Source organism: Paenibacillus sp. 10L310 (assembly GCF_056395745.1).
Genome location: NZ_JBFTKC010000001.1, coordinates 541,811 through 562,551, shown reverse-complemented (window position 1 = coordinate 562,551; position 20,741 = coordinate 541,811). Strand labels below are relative to the sequence as shown.

The window sequence follows — 20,741 nt, the reverse complement described above, 5'->3', positions numbered from 1 at the left end:
AATAGAGTTCACTTTCATGTATCATAGACAATCTCCCCAGATCCCTTCTCCGGACACCGTTTGCCAAACACACCGACAACCGTATATTGGTCCATAGTATCAGCTCCGGTCACGATCAATTTACCACTTCGCAGCCAGGCATGAGCCATCATATGTCCTTGCTTATTCCGTGCAGTCCCCATATATAACGTACTCTCTATCTTGCGTCGCTCAAGCATCTTCATCCCGGCAATCGCCATTACAAGGCAGCGGCTTTCCCATAACGTATATTTGCTGGCGAGCGAAATTGCTTTGGAAATATTCCGTATAGTGATGACCTCGCTGCGTTCGAGTCCTGTCATCGGTGTTTCTACCATAGGCGTACCCAGCCCTGGCGCGATTTTGGCAAATGGCATAGCCTTCTGTATGCGTGCCCAGCCAAGGAGGATATAGGCCTCCCATACCAGTCGACGCATCGACCGCGGGAGCGAGAGATAAGCCTTTATTTTTCGCAACATCATTCTACACTCCGCGAGTAACGTCGATTAAACCTTCACGGGACAGATGTTCCAGGAATTGCACCACCTGCTCACGACAAACATCTGGCTCAATCTCATACTCCGCAGCAAGTACCTCAACAACTTCACCCAGCGTGCGTTCTTCTGCGATCAGGTCCCAGATTCGTCCACCGGTACTCCCGAGATTATAGTATTTTCCAGAGCTAATGCTCATCATGACTTTCTCACTGCCCATATCACTGACCAGATTGCCTTCCTTCCGGGTTACCCGGTCTTCCACATTCATCGGCGTAGTCGCTGTCATTGTCCTGTATGCACTCCTTTGCGTATATGATCTGTGATCCGCTCCACCATCTCAAATGCTGTAAACTCAGCACCCGTTCTGACCAATCTGCCAATCTCCACACTTGCTGAAAGTCTTGAAGCCGTCTCGAACAGCCACTGTGCCAGCCCTTGTCTTGCAACGAGTCCACCACGGAACGTATGCGAGCATAACAGATGCAGTCGTTCCAGCCCCGTCACTTCAACCAGTTGAACAGATGTATGGTTTTCCTCCGGTTGTGGAGCAAGTTCAAATATTCCACCTAATGGTACGGCCATCTCATGAAAATAGTGCTGAACAGGTATCGCATACTTTGTAATCTCTGCGTGAACCGTTGCATAATCCTGTTCCTTCATGCCGAAGCCGTCCAGACTGGGTTGCCATAACTTCTGTTGCGGGTAACCAGGTGATACAATAGCTCTTCCTCCAGCATCCCAGGTCAGTGCAACAACATCATCGGTGAGAAGCGGATATCCGCGTGATGCCAGTGCGGCCGACAGTGTCGATTTGCCTGCCCCCGAATGTCCGACGAATGCGTAAGCCCAGCCATCAATAACCACTGCACTACCATGCAATGGAAGAATACCACGCTGCATCATAATGACCGCCATACAGGTGCCCAGGATGAATAATCTGACCTTTTTCTCATCCGCTCCTGGCTGAGGGGATACAACGATACGCTTTCCATGCTCCATTAGAAACAGACCTGTATCTTCGATTTTGAAAAAAAGACTGCCCTCTCGTGCCACAAAGTTGTCGTTGCCTACATCCCAATCCTCCCACAATGGGGTCAGATCTGAAGACTCGATGTGCACATCCACGACATCAAAATCAGTCTCCGCATCCTTGGGTGCGATCTGTAGTTCAGGCATTCGAATTTGGCTCGACCAGCGCAGACCATACGCCACATAATGCACAGGCAACAATGAACGACGCCTCCTTCGTAATAAAATGTAAAAAAAAGCCCTTATATTCATGTTGCTCAATATAAGGGCGGAGGCGAAAAGCTGGATTTGTTGCATTTCCGCCCTTTAAGTATGATGACACTTCATAAAACTAAACAACTTAGGAAGTTGGATCGTACAGATCCGCATCGTGAACCGTGATCCAGTCAATTTGTCTGTAGCCAGTACCGGCCATTGTTTGATTGACTTCCAACACTTCAAGAGCTGGTGCTTGCCATTCCTTTTTTTCCATTTGCATCGTATTCACCTCCTTTTCGCACTTCTAAGTATGATGGCATATGGTAAAGCTTTCTAACTAGTTCCGTAGAGATCCGCATCGTGAACCGTAACCCAGTCGATATGTTTGTAACCTGTGCCCGCCATTGTTTGGTTGACTTCCAATATTTCCAGTGCTGGTGATTGCCATTCCTTTTTTTCCATTTGCATCGTATTCACCTCCTATCATGAGTCAATTGTAAGAAAAATCCGGGCCCACAGTTCACCGGGCTATATCAGAATTTCCGAATGAACCGATAGACGATCAGACTATGCATCATCAATCGCAGATCTGGATGTGAAGCAAGCTCTGGTCTCGGACTTGGAAAGTTGGCCAGGGCGGATTTGATACGCTCCGTGTTTAATATGCCAGCGACCTTGCTGTCAGAACACAAAGCACGTAACTCAGCGGTAAAGGCATCCCAATTCGGAATGATACGATGTAACCAATCTGCAGGCTGCACACCCCGTACCCGCTGATTCAGTCTGACCTTGTCAGGCAACTCCGGTGAAGTAGCCCGGCGAATCAATGAACGATCCGTCCCTTGTTTCACATATTGTTCAATCGGAACGGACAGACAGAACCGGATGACTCTGGCATCACTTGTCGGATCACGTTCCCAAGCGCGGTAACGCAGAGAACATTTCGTAGCTACAGCACCGTTTTTGTTGGCAATGGCCAGGTTATTAAATTTCTCGGCACGTACTTTGAGTGCATCAGCCTGGGCACCGCCCTGCAGAACAATAATGGATTTGAGTCTTTCCAGTACACCCGTTCTCTGCGCAAAGTCAGGATGGATCAATTGTACGGATGCGGCCTGGCTGGCTCCTTTGGACTGAGCCTTGAACCAATCCGGATATGCCTTTTTCCCGGTGATCTTGGCTATACGTGAGAAAGGCATGCCCGTTCGTTCACTATACTGCTGCATCTCACGGAACCAGCGGTACCAGCGGCCACTTTTCAGTAGACTGGCGTAATAATCCAGAGCCGGTCCCCAGGAGATGGTGAAATTACCACGTGCCCCTGTGAGCAGGATGCCTGCATCTTGCTGGCTCGCTTTTTCATAGAATCCGCGAATCCAGAATGAATTTTCAAAGTATTTATAGGGCATTTCCATAATGTCGAGCCAGGTATCTACTTCACTGAGTGGACTTCTGCCTTCAAAATCGAGGTAGTTCTCTGTGATATTGCCGACATGATTAATCGTGGAACGTATGAAGGGCCGTTCGTCTGCGAGCAACGTTTTCGACGTATAATCTGTGAAATCCGGTACGGGAACATAACTATAGGCCTGCAGCCGTTTGCCCTGACTTCTCAGTGTTCCGGAAGCAAAACCAACCACGGCTCCCGAGTCCAGTCCGCCACTTAATGCAGCAGCCACCTGTCTGTGCGTTCGCAATCGTGATCCAACCGCCTGCCCAAAGACCTCCCGAAACGCTTCTACATACTCGCCATCGGATTTAAGCCTTAGAGGTTCCACTTCATTCCAGCGATGATATTGCTTCAGCTCCAGTCTCCCATCCCGGAAGACAAGTGTATGTGCAGAAGGCAGCTGGCTTATTCCCCGATATACAGTTGAATTGATATCTGCTGAATCATGCATGTCAGGAATGGCAAGGAATTCGGACAGCCAGGTCTCATCAAGTTCTTTATGTACCCCTTCAAGCCCGAGCAACGGATTCATCAGTGTGCAGAAAGCAAAACGTGAACCATCATGTCGGTAATAAAAAGCTCTCATGCCTGTAATGTCTCTCGCTGCATACAGTTTTCGATTCCGCTCATCCCATATCGCGAATACAAAATCCCCCAGCAATCGGACGGCTACATCGTCTCCCCAGCGCTGATAGGCACGCAAGATCAATTCACTATCCGCCAACATAGCCAGTTCAGCTCTAGATATTTGTAATTGATCTGCCAGTTGTTCCCGGTTATCCAGAATGGCATCTGCCGTGATGGTCAGACCACTTTCCTCATCATATAAAGGCAACTTCTCGCTAACCGATTCCGGTGTAATCCATTGGGCATGACAGCTGAGGAACGCCTCATTGCCTTTCCACACTCCTGTTGTATCCGCAGGGACATGCCCCAGGCTTGCGTACAGACGCCAGCTGTCTTCCCATAGCGCCTGCTGACCATCGTTGTGAACAATTCCTGCTATGGCGCTCATGACTTGCCTCCCCGTAGAATCTTGCGCTGTGAAGCCCATGCGCTGATCTGATGACCAAATGGTACCCATGATTTGATACGCTGTATTTTGCTTTGAGCAGAAGCAAGCTGGACTTTCAAGCGTTCTCGCTCACTGTAACCCCGTTCCAGACGATGATCTGCTGCACGTAATGCGGCTTGCAGCTGTCTGATCGTTACCAGTGCAGCTAGCGTCGGGTCTGTCTTTTCCGGTTCTTCGACAACTGGGTCATTAAGATTCCCAACCGGATCATGAACGACAGAATCTGCCGGTTGCATTCGGTATTGTGGTTGCCACTGGCAACCGGTCGCTGCTGTCAACTGATGCGTGATTCGGTCAATGACCTCTTGATCCGGACTTGCATCATAATGTACACCCGTCCATTGTTCGGCTTCTGCGAGCTGTTCACTGTATCCCATCTGGTGGAACAGATCTGCCCCCATCACACGGCAATACAGTTCAACTTCATGTGGTTCTAATATGTTTTTCCAGTTGTTAACAGAACCCTGATGTGCCTCTTGATGCGAAGAGAGGAAAGGATCACCCACGCCCATACTGTAGAACATGTCAGACTTGGCACTGTCCAGAAACTGTCCATACTGCTCCATTCCCTGTTCATATCGAATTCCCAGAAACGCGCATAGTTTCTCAAGTTCTTCCTGAGGATTGGAAACCAATCGTTCATATTGCAATTCATACGCATTGGAATGGGGTTTGGCAAAATAATCATTCAAGCGGAGCATCCCAAGTGTGAGATCTACGGATTTCATATTTAATTTGGGGCTCTGCAGACTATGAATCAGGTCGAATCCTTCTCCTGTGTGGCGGTTTACCTTTTTGAATGATGCAGCTACGGCCAGAGGATTACGCTGGAGATGAATGCGCTTGGACTGTGGGAACAGACGATCCAGCCATTCCAGCATGTAATAATAACGCGGAGATTTATCAACGACGAAGTCTGCTCCGCTCCCCTCCAGGAATCCATTGTAGATTTCAAGAGCAAAACTTCTGCACGCCTTCTCGAAGACATCCTCAGATACCATGGCATTGTAGAACTGGCGCATGATGGAGCTGCCACCGTAAGCACGTGAATCAGCCTTGGGTAAATCGACAAGATTCATCAGAAACCACATTTCCTGGGTGGCAAATATACGACTATGATTTTGCAGCATTACGGTGGATAAGGAACTACCACTGCGGGGAACACATAGTAAGAAAACAAGTCCGTTACCTTGAGCATCGATCAATGGCAGCCTCTCCTCTGTTCATTAGTATAAATGTGTAGCTGGGATAGACCAGACTCTACCTTTGTGTTTGGCAAAACGAGTAATATGCACGCTATAGGTCAGCATTTTGCAATATTCCGTCGGAAGTTCACCCGGGAATGAAGCAAAACACATGATTACATTCGACAACTCTCGGATACAATATGTATTTATAGTTTTACTCTATGATACAAAATGTATCATGTCAATCTTTTATTTTCACCTTTTCATAAATTGATACTCTTTCACTGTATTCTGCTGTCTGTCATTTAAGCACTTATTCATGGATCAATTATGTTCTGATTGCACAAACGCGAATAAGCTCCAGACATGTTCTGTGAGGAACAATGCCTGAAGCCATACGTAATCCGTTGAGAAACTTAATATGAAAACGGGTGAACAACCATCAGGTAAATCTTACATCTGAACTTTTCCCAGTAGCTCCAACGCTCCCATTTCGCTCTTCTTCCTGATCTGCCCGTGTAACATCCTGCATCCCCTTCTGTACCTTCACGGTTAACAATACAGCAATGCCCGCGACGAAAAAGAAGATGAGCGACAGAATACCCCAACGTGTGGAACCAGTGATCTGCCCAACATAACCAAACACAAATGGACCAAAGATCGAAGAGAATTTGCCTGTAATATTCACAAAACCAAAATACTCTCCTGTTCTGCCTGCTGGCATCAGATTGCTAAACAGGGAACGCGCTGTGGATTGACTCACACCCTGCACGACACCAACCAGCCCGGCGAGCACATAGAAGTGGATCGCTTGTGTCATGAAATAACCGAGAATCACAATACATATGTAGACCGATAAGCTAACGATTAATACCTGCTTTGCTCCCCAACGCTGTGCCCATGCTCCCAGTAACAATGTACACGGGAACCCGATGAACTGGGTTAACAGTAGCGCGAGCATCAGGTCGGCTGTGCCTATGCCTATACTTGTCCCATAGATCGTAGCCATAAGAATGATGGTATTAATACCGTCATTAAAAAACCAGAAAGCCACCAACATGCGGATTAACTGGGGAAAACGCCGCATCTGACGAAAGGTTTGCCGCAGTCTGCGTACGCCCACCGCAGCATACCCTGTCCACGTTCCGGGCAGATCCGGTGATGCAGGCCATCTCGGAGCATGGCGAAAGATCGGTATCGAGAACAGCAACCACCACAACGAGACGGAGATGAAAGCAAGTCTTGTGCCTGCCAGTGTACTGCTCATCCCGAACCAGCCCGGTTGCTGAATCATCAGCAGGTTCACCGCAAGCAGCAAACCTCCTCCAATATAACCATAGGCATAACCTTTGGAGGATATCATGTCCCTTCGTTCCACGGGTACCAGATCTGGCAGCATTGCATCGTAAAAGGTGTTACCTCCCGCAAAACCGATTGTAGATATGACCAGCAACGCGGAAGCAAGGAACCAGTCCCCTTCACCGATTGCGCTGAATCCCAATGTAGCAAGGACGCCTATAATTGCAAATACACGCAGGAAGTCGCCCTTCCGTCCTGACAAATCAGCTAGCGTGCCTAGCAACGGTGTTAGCAGAGCTACGCACAACATGCCAATGGAGTGTGTATAGGCCAGGTAGGAGGCGGCGGTATCCGTATCCAGCGTTGCTGCAGCCACCGATGCATAGAATACAGGCAGTACTGCGGCCAGCACAGTTGTTGCATAAGCCGAGTTGGCCCAATCATACATAATCCAAGCCTTGATCGCCTTTTTATTCACATAAATCCTTCCTTTACATGCATCTTTATATTAGTGCGAGTTCAACAAGTCTAAGTGGACTTTTTGAACAACCTCTATTAGATGCCAGATCGATGTCTTTCTCCTATTGTAAAGGAAGGATATCACACTTGTTCACTGTTTCTGTAAAAAATGGTGCAGTTCTGTTCTTACGACTCACCTTACCTCTGAGGTGAACTTGCGTAATTGTATCATTTTATATCCACTCTCATCACATATCGTCCTCGCCCGTGAATATACTTAATTACCGACAGGCCAAACTGTGCCGCGTAATCAATGGGGGGTGCCTACATGTCAAATTCACACCAGCCTTACTCGTTCGTTGTGTCGAAGGAAGATTGGTCGCTTCACCGCAAAGGGTACCAGGACCAACAGCGCCATCAGCAAAAGGTGAAAGATGTCATCAAGCAGAATCTGCCTGATCTGATTACGGAAGAAAACATCATCATGTCTGATGGAAAACAAATCATCAAGGTACCAATCCGCAGTCTGGATGAGTACCGTTTTGTGTATAACTACCAGAAGCAAAAACATGTCGGTCAAGGAGACGGTGACAGTCAGGTCGGAGACGTCATCGGTCGTGATCCCTCTGCTTCGCAGAAACCCGGCAAAGGAGAAAAAGCTGGTGATCAGCCTGGTCATGATATTGTGGAAGCCGAAGTTAGTATTGAGGAATTGGAAGATATGCTCTTCGCTGAGCTGGAATTACCCGATCTGAAGCAGAAAGATAAAGACCTGATTGAGACACATACGGTAGTTTTCAACGATATTCGCAAAAAAGGCATGCAGTCCAATATTGACAAGAAACGTACCATTCTGGAGAATCTGCGTCGCAATGCAACGACTGGTACGCCAGGCATCCATCACATCAGTCCGGATGACCTGCGCTACAAGACATGGGAAGACAAAATCATTCCACAATCCAATGCCGTTATTATTGCCATGATGGATACATCCGGGTCCATGGGTTCGTTTGAGAAATACTGCGCGCGCAGCTTTTTCTTCTGGATGACCCGTTTTCTACGCCGTCAGTATGAGAAAGTTGAGATTGTTTTCCTCGCCCATCATACGGAAGCCAAGGAAGTAACCGAAGAAGAGTTCTTTACCCGTGGCGAGAGCGGAGGCACCATCTGCTCCTCTGTATATATGAAGGCACTGGATATTATTGACAGTCGTTATCCACCTTCAAGCTACAACATCTACCCTTTTCACTTCTCTGACGGGGATAATCTGACCTCGGATAACGAACGGTGTGTGAAGCTGATTGGTGAGTTAATGAAGCGTAGCAATATGTTTGGATACGGCGAAGTGAATCAGTACAACCGCAGTAGCACACTGATGTCGGCTTATCGTCATATCAAGATGGATCAGTTCATGTATTATGTGATCAAAGAAAAAGGCGAAGTGTACAAAGCTTTGCGCAGCTTTTTCCAGAAACGGGAAGGAGGCAGCGTTAGATGACAGATGAGATCCGCGACCTAGAATACGCTATTGCCGAGATTATGGAGATTGCCAATGGTTTTGGCCTGGATTATTACCCCATGCGGTACGAAATCTGCCCATCGGATATTATTTATACATTTGGAGCCTACGGCATGCCGACCAGATTCAGCCACTGGAGCTTTGGCAAAACATTTCATAAGATGAAAATGCAATACGATTTTGGACTCAGCAAAATTTATGAGCTTGTCATCAACTCCAACCCTTGTTATGCCTTCCTCCTGGATGGCAATTCCCTGATTCAGAACAAATTGATCGTAGCCCACGTATTGGCACACTGCGATTTTTTCAAAAACAATGCCCGCTTCTCCAAATCCAACCGTAATATGGTCGAAAGCATGGCCGCTACGGCGGATCGGATCAGCAATTATGAGATGGAATACGGAACGGAAGCGGTTGAAGCATTTATCGATGCCGTGATCGCAATTCAGGAACATGTGGACCCACAGCTGATTAAACCCCGCCATTTGGACAAACAACGCTACATGGAGATGAAAATGCGGGAGCAGCGCGGTGAGAAAAAACCACGGCCGGAAGGCCGCTATGATGATCTGTGGTCACTTGATGACGTGCAGACCGAAGAAGCACCCGCTGAAGGTATTCAGGTTCATCATTTTCCGCCTGAACCGGAGAAGGATGTCATGTGGTTTATTCAGGAATTCTCCGAAGTGTTGACCGACTGGCAACGGGATATCATGAGTATGATGCGTGAGGAGATGTTATATTTCTGGCCACAGATGGAAACCAAAATCATGAACGAAGGCTGGGCATCCTACTGGCATCAACGCATTATCCGTGAGCTCGATCTGAACAGTGAGGATACGATCGAATTTGCGAAGCTCAACTCCTCCGTGGTGCAGCCATCCAAACAAAGTCTGAATCCATATTATTTGGGACTGAAGATCTTTGAGGATATTGAACGGCGCTGGGATAACCCAACCCGTGAAGAACAGGAACGTTGGGGCCGCAAACCAGGGCAAGGTCGTGCCAAAATGTTCGAGGTGCGTGAATTCGATTCCGATACCTCCTTTATCCGCAATTACATGACCAAGCAATTAACCGAGGATCTGGACCTCTACGTATTTGAGAAAAAAGGCCCGGACTGGAAAATCACCGACAAGTCCTGGGAGAACATACGGGATCAGCTCGTATTTTCACGTGTCAACGGGGGCTCCCCTTACTTGGTCGTGCAAGATGCTGATTATCTGCGGACAGGGGAACTCGTGCTGAAACATCAATATGAAGGCATCGAGCTGGATTTGAAATATATGGAACGCACTCTGCCTTATCTGTATCGCCTCTGGGGACGTACGGTACATGTGGAGACACGTGTCGAGGATAAACCGATCTGGTTTACGTATGATGGCAAGAAGCACCACCGCAAGTTTATGTAAGGTTTTCGATTATCATTATTGGAAACGAAAAGATAAATGCTCTTATCATGAGTGAGATTAATGATTAATAAAAGATAAGACATAAAAAGCGGCAAGTTCCCGACATACACGGGAACTTGCCGCTTGGCATACATAAAATTAGGATGGTGCCGGTGGTGTACTATTACCCTGCAATCGCAGCGGCACAAAAAAATCATGCTCCACTTCACTTGCCGGCAGTGGCCGACTGAAATAATATCCCTGAATCTCGCGGCAATCATTCTGCATCAGAATATCCAGTTGGCCTTTCGTCTCAATGCCTTCAGCAATGACTTCCATCTTGAGATTCTGTGCCATCGATATAATGGTCGCCACAATGGCTTGATCGCTGTGACTCTCTGTAATGTCCGTCACAAACGAACGATCAATCTTGAGCTTGTGAATCGGGAAATGCTTCAGATAACTGAGTGAGCTGTATCCCGTACCGAAATCATCCAGGCTGATCTTCACACCCAGGGCTGTCAGTTCATTAAGAATCGCCGTGGATACGGCTGCATCCATCATCATGCTCTCTGTTATTTCCAGTTCCAGATATCGAGCATCCAGCCCTGTCTCCAAGAGTGCATTCTTGACCTGTTCTACCAAGTTGGATTGGTGGAACTGCTGGCTGGACAAGTTAACCGATACCGGAATGAGTGGTCCGCCACTGGCATGCCAGAGTTTCATCTGCCTGCATGCTTCCCGCAGCGTCCAATTGCCAATCTCATAGATCATGCCTGTCTCTTCTGCAAGCGGGATAAACACATTGGGTGCGAGCAGACCTTTGAGTGGATGGTTCCAACGTATAAGAGCCTCCACACCAATCATGCGGCTATCCTCGGTACGAATCTGTGGTTGATAGTACAGGACCATCTCATCGCGTTCCAACGCTTTACGAAGATAACCCTCCAGCTCAATACGTTCATATAGTTCCGAATCCAGTTGGGCCGTGTAGAATTGGAAACCATTTTTGCCGTTTTTCTTCACTTCATACATGGCGGAGTCCGCATGTTTCAGCAAAGCATCCACACCCACTCCATGATCCGGATACATCGCAATTCCAATGCTGGCGGTTACGTAAAAGTCATTCTCCTTCAGTCGATAAGGTAACTGAATGGCTTCAACAATCTGTTTTGCAAGTTCTGCCACTCTTACTTCTGTCGCTTGATCCTGGGTCACAACGAGTGTGAACTCGTCCCCGCCCATCCGGGCCAGCATGACATTCTCCATAGCCAAGGGATCAGAAGCTTCTATGGCTTTCATGATCCGGTTGCTCACTTCTCTTAGAAATACATCTCCAATGGAATGTCCCAGCGAGTCATTAATCATCTTGAAACGATCTATATCCATCACCATAACGGCAAAAGAGTTCCCTTTTTCTGCTGAATCGTTAATCGTACAAGCCAGCACATCATCCAACTTGCGCCGATTGGGCAGCCCCGTCAACGGATCATGCAAAGCTTGGTGACGAATCTTCTCCTGAGCCTGTTTCTCCTCCGTTACGTCTTTGATCAAAATGTGACTTCCCACATGTCTGCCATCAATGACAACAGGAACTACAACAATACTAAGGTCCAGAAGTTCACCCTGCACATCTCTCATTTTGGCCATGTAGTGCGCCTGCTCCAGCCCATGATCATCCCAATCGATGGAATCAAATTCACTTATCCACTCTATATCGATTTGCTGAGCGATCTCATCAATGGAACGATCCATGACCTCTTTTTCAGGATATCCAGTGATTGTTGTTACAGCAGCATTAATCCCTTTAACAATACCTTCCTTGTTCACTGAAATAATAGCATCCGAATGGTTATGATACAGGGCCTGATACCATTGCTCATTCTCATGAATCCGTCGATCTTTCTGTGACATTCGCTGATTGATAAATATGCCAAACAACGTCAAACCCAAAGCAATAAATGTGCCCGATGCGATCAAGTAGGCGAGAATACCTGGCTCAATCTGCATACCTGAACTTACCATCGAGCCATGTGAATGATGGAAATGTGCCGCTGACATCCCGGTATAATGCATGCCAGAGATTCCAATACCCATAATGAGACCGCTGCCCATCTTGTAAACCCAAGTATGTCTTGATTGATGATAACGGAAGAAAAACATGAGCCACAATGCCGCAAATGAAGCAAGCGCTGCAATCAGAATAGATAACACCACTCTGCCTGGTTCATACGTAACCGGAATTGACATCGCTGCCATTCCCACATAATGCATCGAGCTGATCCCTGCCGTCATCAGTACTCCAGCAATCATGAGCTTGCTTATCCTGCCCGATTGTCTACCCGCAATGTTCAAGGCCACCCCCGATGCGACAATAGCAAGTAGAACAGATAAAACAACCTTACCGGTGGAATAGGAGACTTGCGTAGGCAGAACAAAAGCCAGCATACCTACGAAATGCATGGACCAGATTCCTAGCCCCATCGATACTGCACCGCAGGTAAGCCATACATTCCTCGCCATCCCGTTAGCCTGACTTACACGGCCTGCAAGGTCAAGGGCAGCGTATGAAGCTAACGATGCAATAATATAGGATAAAATAACAAGTTCTAAGTTGTACGTGCCATGTAGGTGCTCCACTCACTCTGTCCTTTCAACCGGGAAATGCCTTGTATGTATGCAAAAATGTAAAAAAGAAGCGAGTGCGCTGTCTGGATGACAGGCACTCCCTCCGCATCATTTGACTCGTGACAACAGACTTAGTTGAAGCCGTTGTCATACATTGGAACCCGTTTATATGAATGTATATAGTCTAAACGTCCCAGCCTTTAAAATCAACACTTATTTCCAGATATACAATGTTGAATAGCTAACATTCTTATATTCTAATTCACAACTAAATATTCTATTTACGAGTCAGTAACAGACTGCCAAAGCCGGAAGTATCTTGATAAGAATTACCTGATGAATCACTCCAGATGGACACACTGCTTCGCTTGCCATCCCCAGCGCCATCATCATTAACTTGAAGGTCAAACCCAATCCATCTTTGCCCTTCAGCACGAACGCTGTCTAGTGGGATTGCCACTTCAACTGTATACCCTCCGCTTGTTAATCGAGTAGCTGATTTGAAACTTTCTTTCCGTGCATTTCCACCAAAAGAAGCCTCATTATCAAAATTGACCCGGTACTGGGCGTCATCCTCCTGATAGAATGTTGTCTGATCTTTGCTCGGGTCGATAAAAATCTCGATTGAATCCTGCTCATGTGCATTAGAACTTAATTTGCTTCGCAAAGGATCTTTCACATCTGCCAATACGTACAGGTATTTCTCATCCCATAACAGCTGTGCAGTCGCCGTTGCACCGGCGTTTCCGACTACCCAGACATCCGTTTTAACAGATGCAGCCTTTTTCCAGACGTTATCCTTTTTTGCATCAATGACAGGTTTGCCATAAGTGACCTTGGTTTGTTTCAAAACAGAACCGAGCTTCAGTTTGCCCCGGTTGGCTGGTTTGTCCGGCTGTTGATTGGAAATATCATTCCAAACAATGGTCGCTGTCTTTCCAGCAGCATATTCATCCGTAATCCGAAAATCCAGAGACAAGACCTGGCCTTCGGTAAGTAAAGCAGCTGACATAGGCAGTGATGCGTATACAACATACCCGGTTTTTGTCTCCTGTACGTTGTAAGTATTTTTATCTTTGCCTTTACCGCCATCCCGTTTAAATGTATATTGACCATTTGCAGACGGCGGATTTTTCTTCTTGGCAGACAGATCAGCTTCAGAAGTTGCAGCGCCTGTCCCCTTGACTTCTTCCGCGAGGAAAACCTGCACCTGATCCCCTTTGCGACGTGTGGTATCCTTCACTTCCACTCGTAAATTGACCTTTTTGGCATCCCACATCATACGAGCCTCACCCGTAACCGCAGATGTACCATCTGCCAGATGATTAATTTCGAGTCCTTTCACAGCACCCCAAAGAATATCTTCCTGTCCTTTGTGATTCGGGAAAGAAGGGCTGGCCTTCAATGCTGTCCATTCATTGCGATAGATCGGAAGAGTCGTAGGGTCCACCAGTGCCCAAAATGCCGGCTTTGCTTTTAATTTACGATCAAATAACAATGGTGCATCTTTGCGTCCTTTGACTGGATGATTGTCAAGCCATGTACCATCATCCGCAAGTCCCCATACTGTAACACTGTCCATTACGCCGCGTTTTCCCAATTCGTCGAACAGGTCGAATAGCTCACGATAACGATAGGCTTGTTGCAGCATTAATTCATCTGTTACAGGCATCTCCAACTCGGAATTACTTGAATAGATCGAAACGTCCAGCTCTGTAACCTGTACATTTACACCAAGAGCGATCACTTTCTCAAAAGCCTCACGAATGAGCTTTACATCCGGTCCGTACATGGATACATGCATCTGGAATCCAACCGCATCAATCGGTGTTCCTTTGGCAAGCAGCTTCTCTACAAGCTTCACCATATCATTCACCTTGTTTCCATTGCCCTCCATTCCATAGTCATTAATCACCAGTACAGCATCGGGGTCAGCCTCACGTGCATAACGGAAAGCCAGCTCAATGTAATCACTGTCATCTCCGTCGCCATCTACATCCCCAATAATATCTCTCCACTTGGAATTACTGGCCTCATTCCGCAAGCCGCCTCCGTCTGAGATGACTTCATTGACGACATCCCATGTATGAACCTTTCCTTTGTACCGGGTCACGATGGTTTGAATATGGGTTTTCATCCGTGCAAGCAACTGTTCCCGCGTGGCAGGTTTCGATGCATCATTCGGATCTGTAAAGAACCAATTCGGCACCTGACTATGCCATAACAGCGTATGACCTCTGATTTCCATGTCATTTGCTTCGGCAAACTTCACCAGGCGATCTGTCTCTGACCAGACAAACTCTCCTTCCTTGGGCTGCATCGCATCCATTTTCATAAAATTGTCCGCTGTAATACTATTAAAGTGTTTCGTCAACAACTGGGAATGCTGGTTTTCCGCGTCTAGTGCAGACTGGTTGATGGCAGCTCCCATTGCGTAATTTTGTCCCACGATATCGACCAGATTCGGAATATCCTTCTCAATTTCAATTTTCTGAGCAGCCGTAATCAGAACATCATCCACGTAAAATGAAATCGTATCTGCCGGCGTCACTTCCTCTGACGTCTTCCATGGTGTCTCCACATACATGCGGAATCCGGTGATGCCACTATTTTCTTCGGGAATCACCACATCGGCCTCGACTTTTTTCCACTGTCCTTTGTTCAAGGTAGCGGAGGCAAAGGTAGCATATTCAAGACTCGAAGCGTCCTTATTGTATTCTTTCTCGAGTGCACCGTTAAGGACCTGACTGTCCGGCCCTTCATCGTACATGGCCCAAAATGAAATATGAACTGTGCTACCCTTCTGTACATGATCCAGCACTTCAACTAAGGGTCCATGGAACGTTTCGGTACGTGAAGAGGTTCTCAGGCTGCGTGTACTGTCATGACCTACTTGCGTTACGATATCAAGCTTTTCACTTGCACGTGGACGCCATTGTCCCAACACACCATCTTCAAAATCAGCCTTGAACAGTACTTCATCATCGCCAGTCTTAACGTCCGCTGCCGAAGCACGTGCCCCTCCGGTTCCCACACTTGGGAACAAACTGAAGATCAATACAGCCGACAAGCACAAGCTCCACCATTTTCTCAAATGCATCCGATCTCCTCCTTGGTTCGTTGTTTGTGAAGAATAACCTTTGCTCTGCCATGTGCCAGCCCTTTACAAGATCGTTATACAGGATGGATAGATGCAAATGGACAGAAAATTGTAAGCACTTTCATTATACGATTGCCAGTAAACTTTGTTTACCCGTTAAACTATAGGACTTGTACCACTCCCTAATCCATATGTTTCCAAATGAGATAAAGGACGACAAAAAGCACAGCTTATTAGCTGTGCTTCGTGTAAACATCTTTACTATTTACGTTTTTAAGCTTTTAAAGGTGCTGTCGTCTGACGGATGACCAGATTGGAAGGTTCCGTCACCACAGGGGGAGAATAAGATGGATTCTCAATCATGGCAATCAGATATTCGATGGACTTAATGCCAATGGAATAGATATTCTGATTCACCGTGGTCAACCCCGGTTTGAATACCTCAGCATAATACGTGTTATCGAACCCGACAACCGAGATATCTTCTGGTACACTCAGTCCATGCTTTTCAATTTCATGAATCGCACCAAAGGCAGACATGTCTGATGCACAGACAATTCCCGTTGGTTGATCCTGAAGTGCCAGCAATCGTCGGGCAGCCTTGCTTCCCCCGTCGAAGGAATAATCGCAGATCTCCAGATATACCGTAGAATACGGGATGCCGCATTCTCGCAGCCCTTCCCGATATCCTTCCAATCGCAGATTGGCTACAGCAGGTCCAAGTGTCCCTGAGATATAGGCAATTTTGCGGTGCCCAAGCTCATGCAGATGTTTGACACCCATCGAGATCCCGTTCGCGTTATCCGTAGTAATGTAACCGGCACGTTTGCCCAACATGTCCGTATCAACAAACATCGTTGGAATCTCTGCATCCACCAGTTCCTGAATACTCGCGTTTTCTCTGCCTTCCCCGAATACCACTACGCCATCCACATTACGACTGCGGCAATGTTTGATGAACGAGTACGCCGGATCATCGAATCGAGTAGACAACCGGACCAGGTCATATCCACTGTTCTCCAGCGCTGTCTTGATCCCTTCCAGCAACTCCGACACAAAAGGGTTCGTAAACGGAACTGTTAACAGTACTCCCACCGTCCATGAACGGCGTTTGACAAGTCCACGTGCGACCACATTGGGTTGATATTTCAATAATTCGATGGCTATATTGACTTTTTTGCGTGTTTTTTCACTTACATCAGGATAATCGTTTATCACTTTGGAAACGGTTGCAACAGATACTCCCGCTTCCTTGGCTACATCATGGATAGAAGCCATCTGATCACCTCAACCTCTTTCGAATCCCCTGTCTCCGGCTGCATTTTCTATAACATCGGCAGGTTTGTCTACCCATTATAGCTTAAAACAGCCTGAAACGGTATGGAAGGTTCCTAATGCTTTTAAGCTCTATTCCTGCTGTTCCAGATTCTTCAAATCCAGAGACAGTTTCTCCATTGTTGTTGCAAATACAGCGAGTTCAGCCGAGCGTGAAGCTTGGCTACGTGCTCCGCGAGACGTATGATCCGACTCCTGCTGCACACTGCTCAGTTTCTTCATGATCTTCTCCAGATTAGACTGAATCTTACCCTGTGCATCCCGGGAACTGGCTGCAAGCTTGCGCACCTCACTGGCAACTACTTCGAAGCCACGTCCAAACTCTCCTGCATGAGCAGCTTCAATCGCTGCATTCAGGCCGACAAGATGACTCTGATCCGATATCTCGCGAATGAGTTCACCCATTTTTCCGATCTGCTGGATCTCTCCTGTTAATTCGGTAAGCATAACCTGAGCCTGATCCTGAGAAGCCGCTGTTTCTTTGGCAACATTCGATATAGCCATTGCACTTTCATTTAATTCACTAATCATGCCTGTAAGCTCTTGGGTAATCTGCGTAATTGCCTGTAATGTATGTTGTTGGTCATCGGCAAGCTGATGTAACTTTTCTTTTTCTTTCTTCTCATAGGCTTCCAGGACAAGCTGTGAATCCAGATTAAACATTTTGCTGAGCGCTTGAATGACAAGATGCCAGGAATCAGGGATAACCTGTTGGAATATGCTCGTTGCAATATCCAGGTAGACCATATAGGTACCCAGATAATAATCTTCAGACAGACCAATCCGTGAATGCACAAGTCCAATCGCAATCCGTTGCTCAATATATGCGTCGTCCACGATTCCATCCGTCATTGATAACCAGTACATCTTCTGTGTTTCTTTTAGACGATCAATGGTAGAGAATCGAGCGATCAGATCTACCAATTCAGGATAATTCCCCACATGATTGTAGAAATGATCCACCACTTCATTAACGACTTTTTTAAAAACAGGCCGATGATCGGCAAGCAGTTTTAGATCCCCTGCGGTTAATCCCATGTAATCAAGTTGCTTCTGTCTTGTTGCGGAAATACTGCTCATATCTGGTTCAGTCAGCTCCTTAATAAACACTAAATTACTTTAAATTGTAAATATATGTATTGATTATAGACTAAAATACCTAAATATACATATACCATTAGAACTAATTCTCTTTAAAATTAACCTTATTTGTCAGCTTTTTAGACTAATATGACCTTCATGTAATTAAAAAGGCCCTGACCCTGCTGTGAAGGAGCCTCACAACAGGCATCAGGAGCCTGATCCGGAATGGTTCGTTGCCGATTAGCGATTAAGCAGACTACCCACATAACGTAACAGTTCATTCGCGCTGGCTGCGGTGTATCCATGTTCCTCAATTAAACGTTTAATGACTTCATTCATACGTTTCAATTGTGTTGCATCCGGTGTTTTGGTTGAGGTTGTGATCTTGACAATATCTTTCAGATCGGTGAACAACTTTTTCTCAATCGCTTCACGCAAACGGTCATGGCTGCTGTATTCGAACTTGCGCTCCTTGCGGGAGTATGCCGAGATTCGGATCAGAATCTCTTCTCTGAACGCTTTCTTTGCATTCTCGGAAATCCCGATCTGTTCCTCAATAGAACGCATCAAACGCTCATCCGGGTCCATCTCTTCATCCGTGAGCGGGTCACGCATCTTGGACCAGTTGCAGAATGCTTCAATGTTATCGAGGTAATTCTCAAATAACGTTCTTGCGGATTCCTCGAATGAGTAAACAAATGCTTTCTGCACTTCCTTCTTGGCCAGTTCATCATACTCCTTGCGTGCAAGAGCAATGAAGTTCAGATAACGCTCCCGCTCTTCCTTCGTGATCGAGGCATGTTGGTCCAGACCATCCTTGATCGCCCGCAGAATATCCAGCGCGTTAATGCACTGAAGATTTTGCTTAATCAAAGCACTGGAGATCCGGTTAATGACATACCGTGGATCAATGCCGGACATCCCTTCATCCAGATACTCATTTTGCATCTCGCGCAGATCAGCTTCTTTGTATCCTTCCACTTCTTCACCATCATACATGCGCATTTTTTTAACGAGATCCATGCCTTGTTTCTTCGTTTCCTTCAAGCGGGTAAGTATGGAAAAAATGGCTGCAGTCCGCAGTGCATGCGGTGCAATATGAACATGCTTCATGTCACTTTGCTGAATGAGCTTGGCATAGATTTTCTCTTCCTCGGATACCTTCAAGTTGTACGGAATCGGCATGACAATCATCCGGGATTGCAGTGCCTCATTCTTCTTGTTGGAGATAAAAGACTTATACTCCGATTCATTCGTATGCGCCACAATCATTTCATCCGCACTGATTAAGGCAAAACGTCCCGCTTTGAAATTTCCTTCCTGCGTGAGCGACAAGAGATTCCATAGGAATTTCTCATCACATTTCAACATCTCCTGGAACTCCATTAACCCACGGTTCGCCTTGTTCAACTCCCCATCAAAACGATAGGCACGTGGATCGGATTCGGAACCAAACTCCGTAATGGTGGAGAAGTCGATACTCCCCGTCAGATCGGCAATATCCTGTGATTTCGGATCGGATGGACTGAACGTTCCTATTCCCACGCGATTATCTTCGGAAACAATGACCCGTTCCACCGGTACCTTGCTGATATCACCACCATATTCGGTACGGAGTCTCATCTGGCAGGATGGGCAAAGGTTACCCTCAATACGGACTCCAATTTCCTTTTCCACTTCAGGACGAAGCTCCAGCGGAATCAAATGCAGCGGTTCCTCATGCATCGGGCATCCATCAATGGCGTATATGGCACCTTTCTCTGTCCGCGAGAACTGTTCAAGCCCCCGCTTCAGCAGCGTCACCAGCGTCGATTTCCCTCCACTTACAGGACCCATCAGGAGCAAGATCCGCTTCCGTACATCCAGACGGCGTGCAGCCGAGTGAAAGTATTCTTCAACCAACTTTTCAATCGAACGGTCCAGCCCAAAGATCTCCTGTTCAAAAAACTTGTACCGCTTATGCCCACCTACTTCTTCCACCCCAAACGATTCAATCATCTCATACACTCTGGCGTGAGCCGTCATTGCCGGAGTCGGGTCCTCTCTCAGCAGTGCAATATAATCTTCAAATGTTCCGTTCCATGTCAAACGGTCACTCTCTGCCCGATGTTCCGCAACGCGTTCAAAAATATTCATGCTTGGTACCTCCCATGGCTCCTTTAGTGTGATTGTCAACCATTCCGAATGGTATGAAGAAATCAATAGAATTGCGGCTCCTGCTTGAATACCAATCTTGCGGTCCTGTGTAGTCCCGCCACCCTCTGTCCAAACGTCTTGTTTTGTTGTGAAAAGTGTATTACATACCTATGCGGCAATTCGGATAAGTTGACCTCTTTTTTTCAATCAACCGCTTCGAATTTTGGCTTTTCCCTGTTCTATCAGACATCTTGTGCCTTCAGAAAAAAAAGAACGAATATGATATAATGAGGGTTCTAAATTCAGGAAACCGGACAACACATGGTCAGAGACAGGC

Annotated in this window: 15 protein-coding genes; 2 read left to right on the top strand and 13 right to left on the bottom strand. The window is 46.8% G+C overall.

Going from position 1 to position 20,741, the window contains the following annotated elements; translation table 11 throughout:
* Nucleotides 1–14: 14 nt before the first annotated feature.
* The 8 genes from AC1DE7_RS02890 to AC1DE7_RS02855 all read right to left on the bottom strand — a co-directional run bounded on the left by AC1DE7_RS02890 (nt 15) and on the right by AC1DE7_RS02855 (nt 7,231).
* Nucleotides 15–497, bottom strand: coding sequence for a lasso peptide biosynthesis B2 protein (locus tag AC1DE7_RS02890; RefSeq protein WP_017689559.1), 483 nt, complete (start codon nt 495–497; stop codon nt 15–17).
* A 4-nt stretch (nt 498–501) separates the two neighbouring features.
* On the bottom strand, nt 502–801 hold the full coding sequence (locus tag AC1DE7_RS02885) for a lasso peptide biosynthesis PqqD family chaperone (RefSeq protein ID WP_017689560.1): 300 nt from the start codon (nt 799–801) through the stop codon (nt 502–504).
* A complete protein-coding gene (locus AC1DE7_RS02880; RefSeq protein ID WP_338708242.1) occupies nt 798–1,745 on the bottom strand; it encodes an aldolase in 948 nt (315 codons plus the stop codon). Before AC1DE7_RS02880 ends, AC1DE7_RS02885 begins: the two co-directional genes overlap by 4 nt.
* A gap of 139 nt (nt 1,746–1,884) precedes the next feature.
* Entirely contained in the window at nt 1,885–2,022 is a 138-nt protein-coding gene (locus tag AC1DE7_RS02875) for a paeninodin family lasso peptide (RefSeq protein ID WP_174806426.1), read from the bottom strand.
* Between the two features lie 53 nt (nt 2,023–2,075).
* Nucleotides 2,076–2,210, bottom strand: coding sequence for a paeninodin family lasso peptide (locus AC1DE7_RS02870; protein WP_338708241.1), 135 nt, complete (start codon nt 2,208–2,210; stop codon nt 2,076–2,078).
* A 65-nt stretch (nt 2,211–2,275) separates the two neighbouring features.
* Complete coding sequence (locus AC1DE7_RS02865) at nt 2,276–4,207, bottom strand: asparagine synthase-related protein (protein ID WP_036609989.1); 1,932 nt, start codon at nt 4,205–4,207, stop codon at nt 2,276–2,278.
* Nucleotides 4,204–5,472: a sulfotransferase family protein gene (locus tag AC1DE7_RS02860; RefSeq protein ID WP_477533708.1), complete on the bottom strand. Its 1,269-nt coding sequence runs from the start codon at nt 5,470–5,472 to the stop codon at nt 4,204–4,206. Before AC1DE7_RS02860 ends, AC1DE7_RS02865 begins: the two co-directional genes overlap by 4 nt.
* A gap of 424 nt (nt 5,473–5,896) precedes the next feature.
* Nucleotides 5,897–7,231, bottom strand: coding sequence for an MFS transporter (locus AC1DE7_RS02855; RefSeq protein ID WP_477533707.1), 1,335 nt, complete (start codon nt 7,229–7,231; stop codon nt 5,897–5,899).
* A 309-nt stretch (nt 7,232–7,540) separates the two neighbouring features.
* On the opposite strand from AC1DE7_RS02855, the gene yhbH reads away from it, so the two are divergent.
* Nucleotides 7,541–8,710, top strand: coding sequence for a sporulation protein YhbH (yhbH, locus tag AC1DE7_RS02850; protein WP_036609998.1), 1,170 nt, complete (start codon nt 7,541–7,543; stop codon nt 8,708–8,710).
* On the top strand, nt 8,707–10,143 hold the full coding sequence (locus tag AC1DE7_RS02845) for a SpoVR family protein (RefSeq protein WP_076252399.1): 1,437 nt from the start codon (nt 8,707–8,709) through the stop codon (nt 10,141–10,143). Before yhbH ends, AC1DE7_RS02845 begins: the two co-directional genes overlap by 4 nt.
* 138 nt (nt 10,144–10,281) lie before the next feature.
* Here AC1DE7_RS02845 and AC1DE7_RS02840 read toward each other — a convergent pair whose 3' ends face one another.
* The 5 genes from AC1DE7_RS02840 to AC1DE7_RS02820 all read right to left on the bottom strand — a co-directional run bounded on the left by AC1DE7_RS02840 (nt 10,282) and on the right by AC1DE7_RS02820 (nt 20,404).
* On the bottom strand, nt 10,282–12,762 hold the full coding sequence (locus AC1DE7_RS02840) for an EAL domain-containing protein (RefSeq protein WP_340982986.1): 2,481 nt from the start codon (nt 12,760–12,762) through the stop codon (nt 10,282–10,284).
* Between the two features lie 265 nt (nt 12,763–13,027).
* Nucleotides 13,028–15,850: an endo-1,4-beta-xylanase gene (locus tag AC1DE7_RS02835; protein ID WP_127544385.1), complete on the bottom strand. Its 2,823-nt coding sequence runs from the start codon at nt 15,848–15,850 to the stop codon at nt 13,028–13,030.
* Between the two features lie 273 nt (nt 15,851–16,123).
* Nucleotides 16,124–17,128 carry a LacI family DNA-binding transcriptional regulator gene (locus AC1DE7_RS02830; protein WP_017689571.1) on the bottom strand — a complete coding sequence of 335 codons (1,005 nt, stop codon included), beginning with the start codon at nt 17,126–17,128 and terminating at the stop codon, nt 16,124–16,126.
* Between the two features lie 129 nt (nt 17,129–17,257).
* A complete protein-coding gene (locus tag AC1DE7_RS02825; RefSeq protein WP_036669849.1) occupies nt 17,258–18,265 on the bottom strand; it encodes a globin-coupled sensor protein in 1,008 nt (335 codons plus the stop codon).
* 243 nt (nt 18,266–18,508) lie between these two features.
* On the bottom strand, nt 18,509–20,404 hold the full coding sequence (locus tag AC1DE7_RS02820; RefSeq protein ID WP_036669848.1) for a PrkA family serine protein kinase: 1,896 nt from the start codon (nt 20,402–20,404) through the stop codon (nt 18,509–18,511).
* Nucleotides 20,405–20,741: the final 337 nt, after the last annotated feature.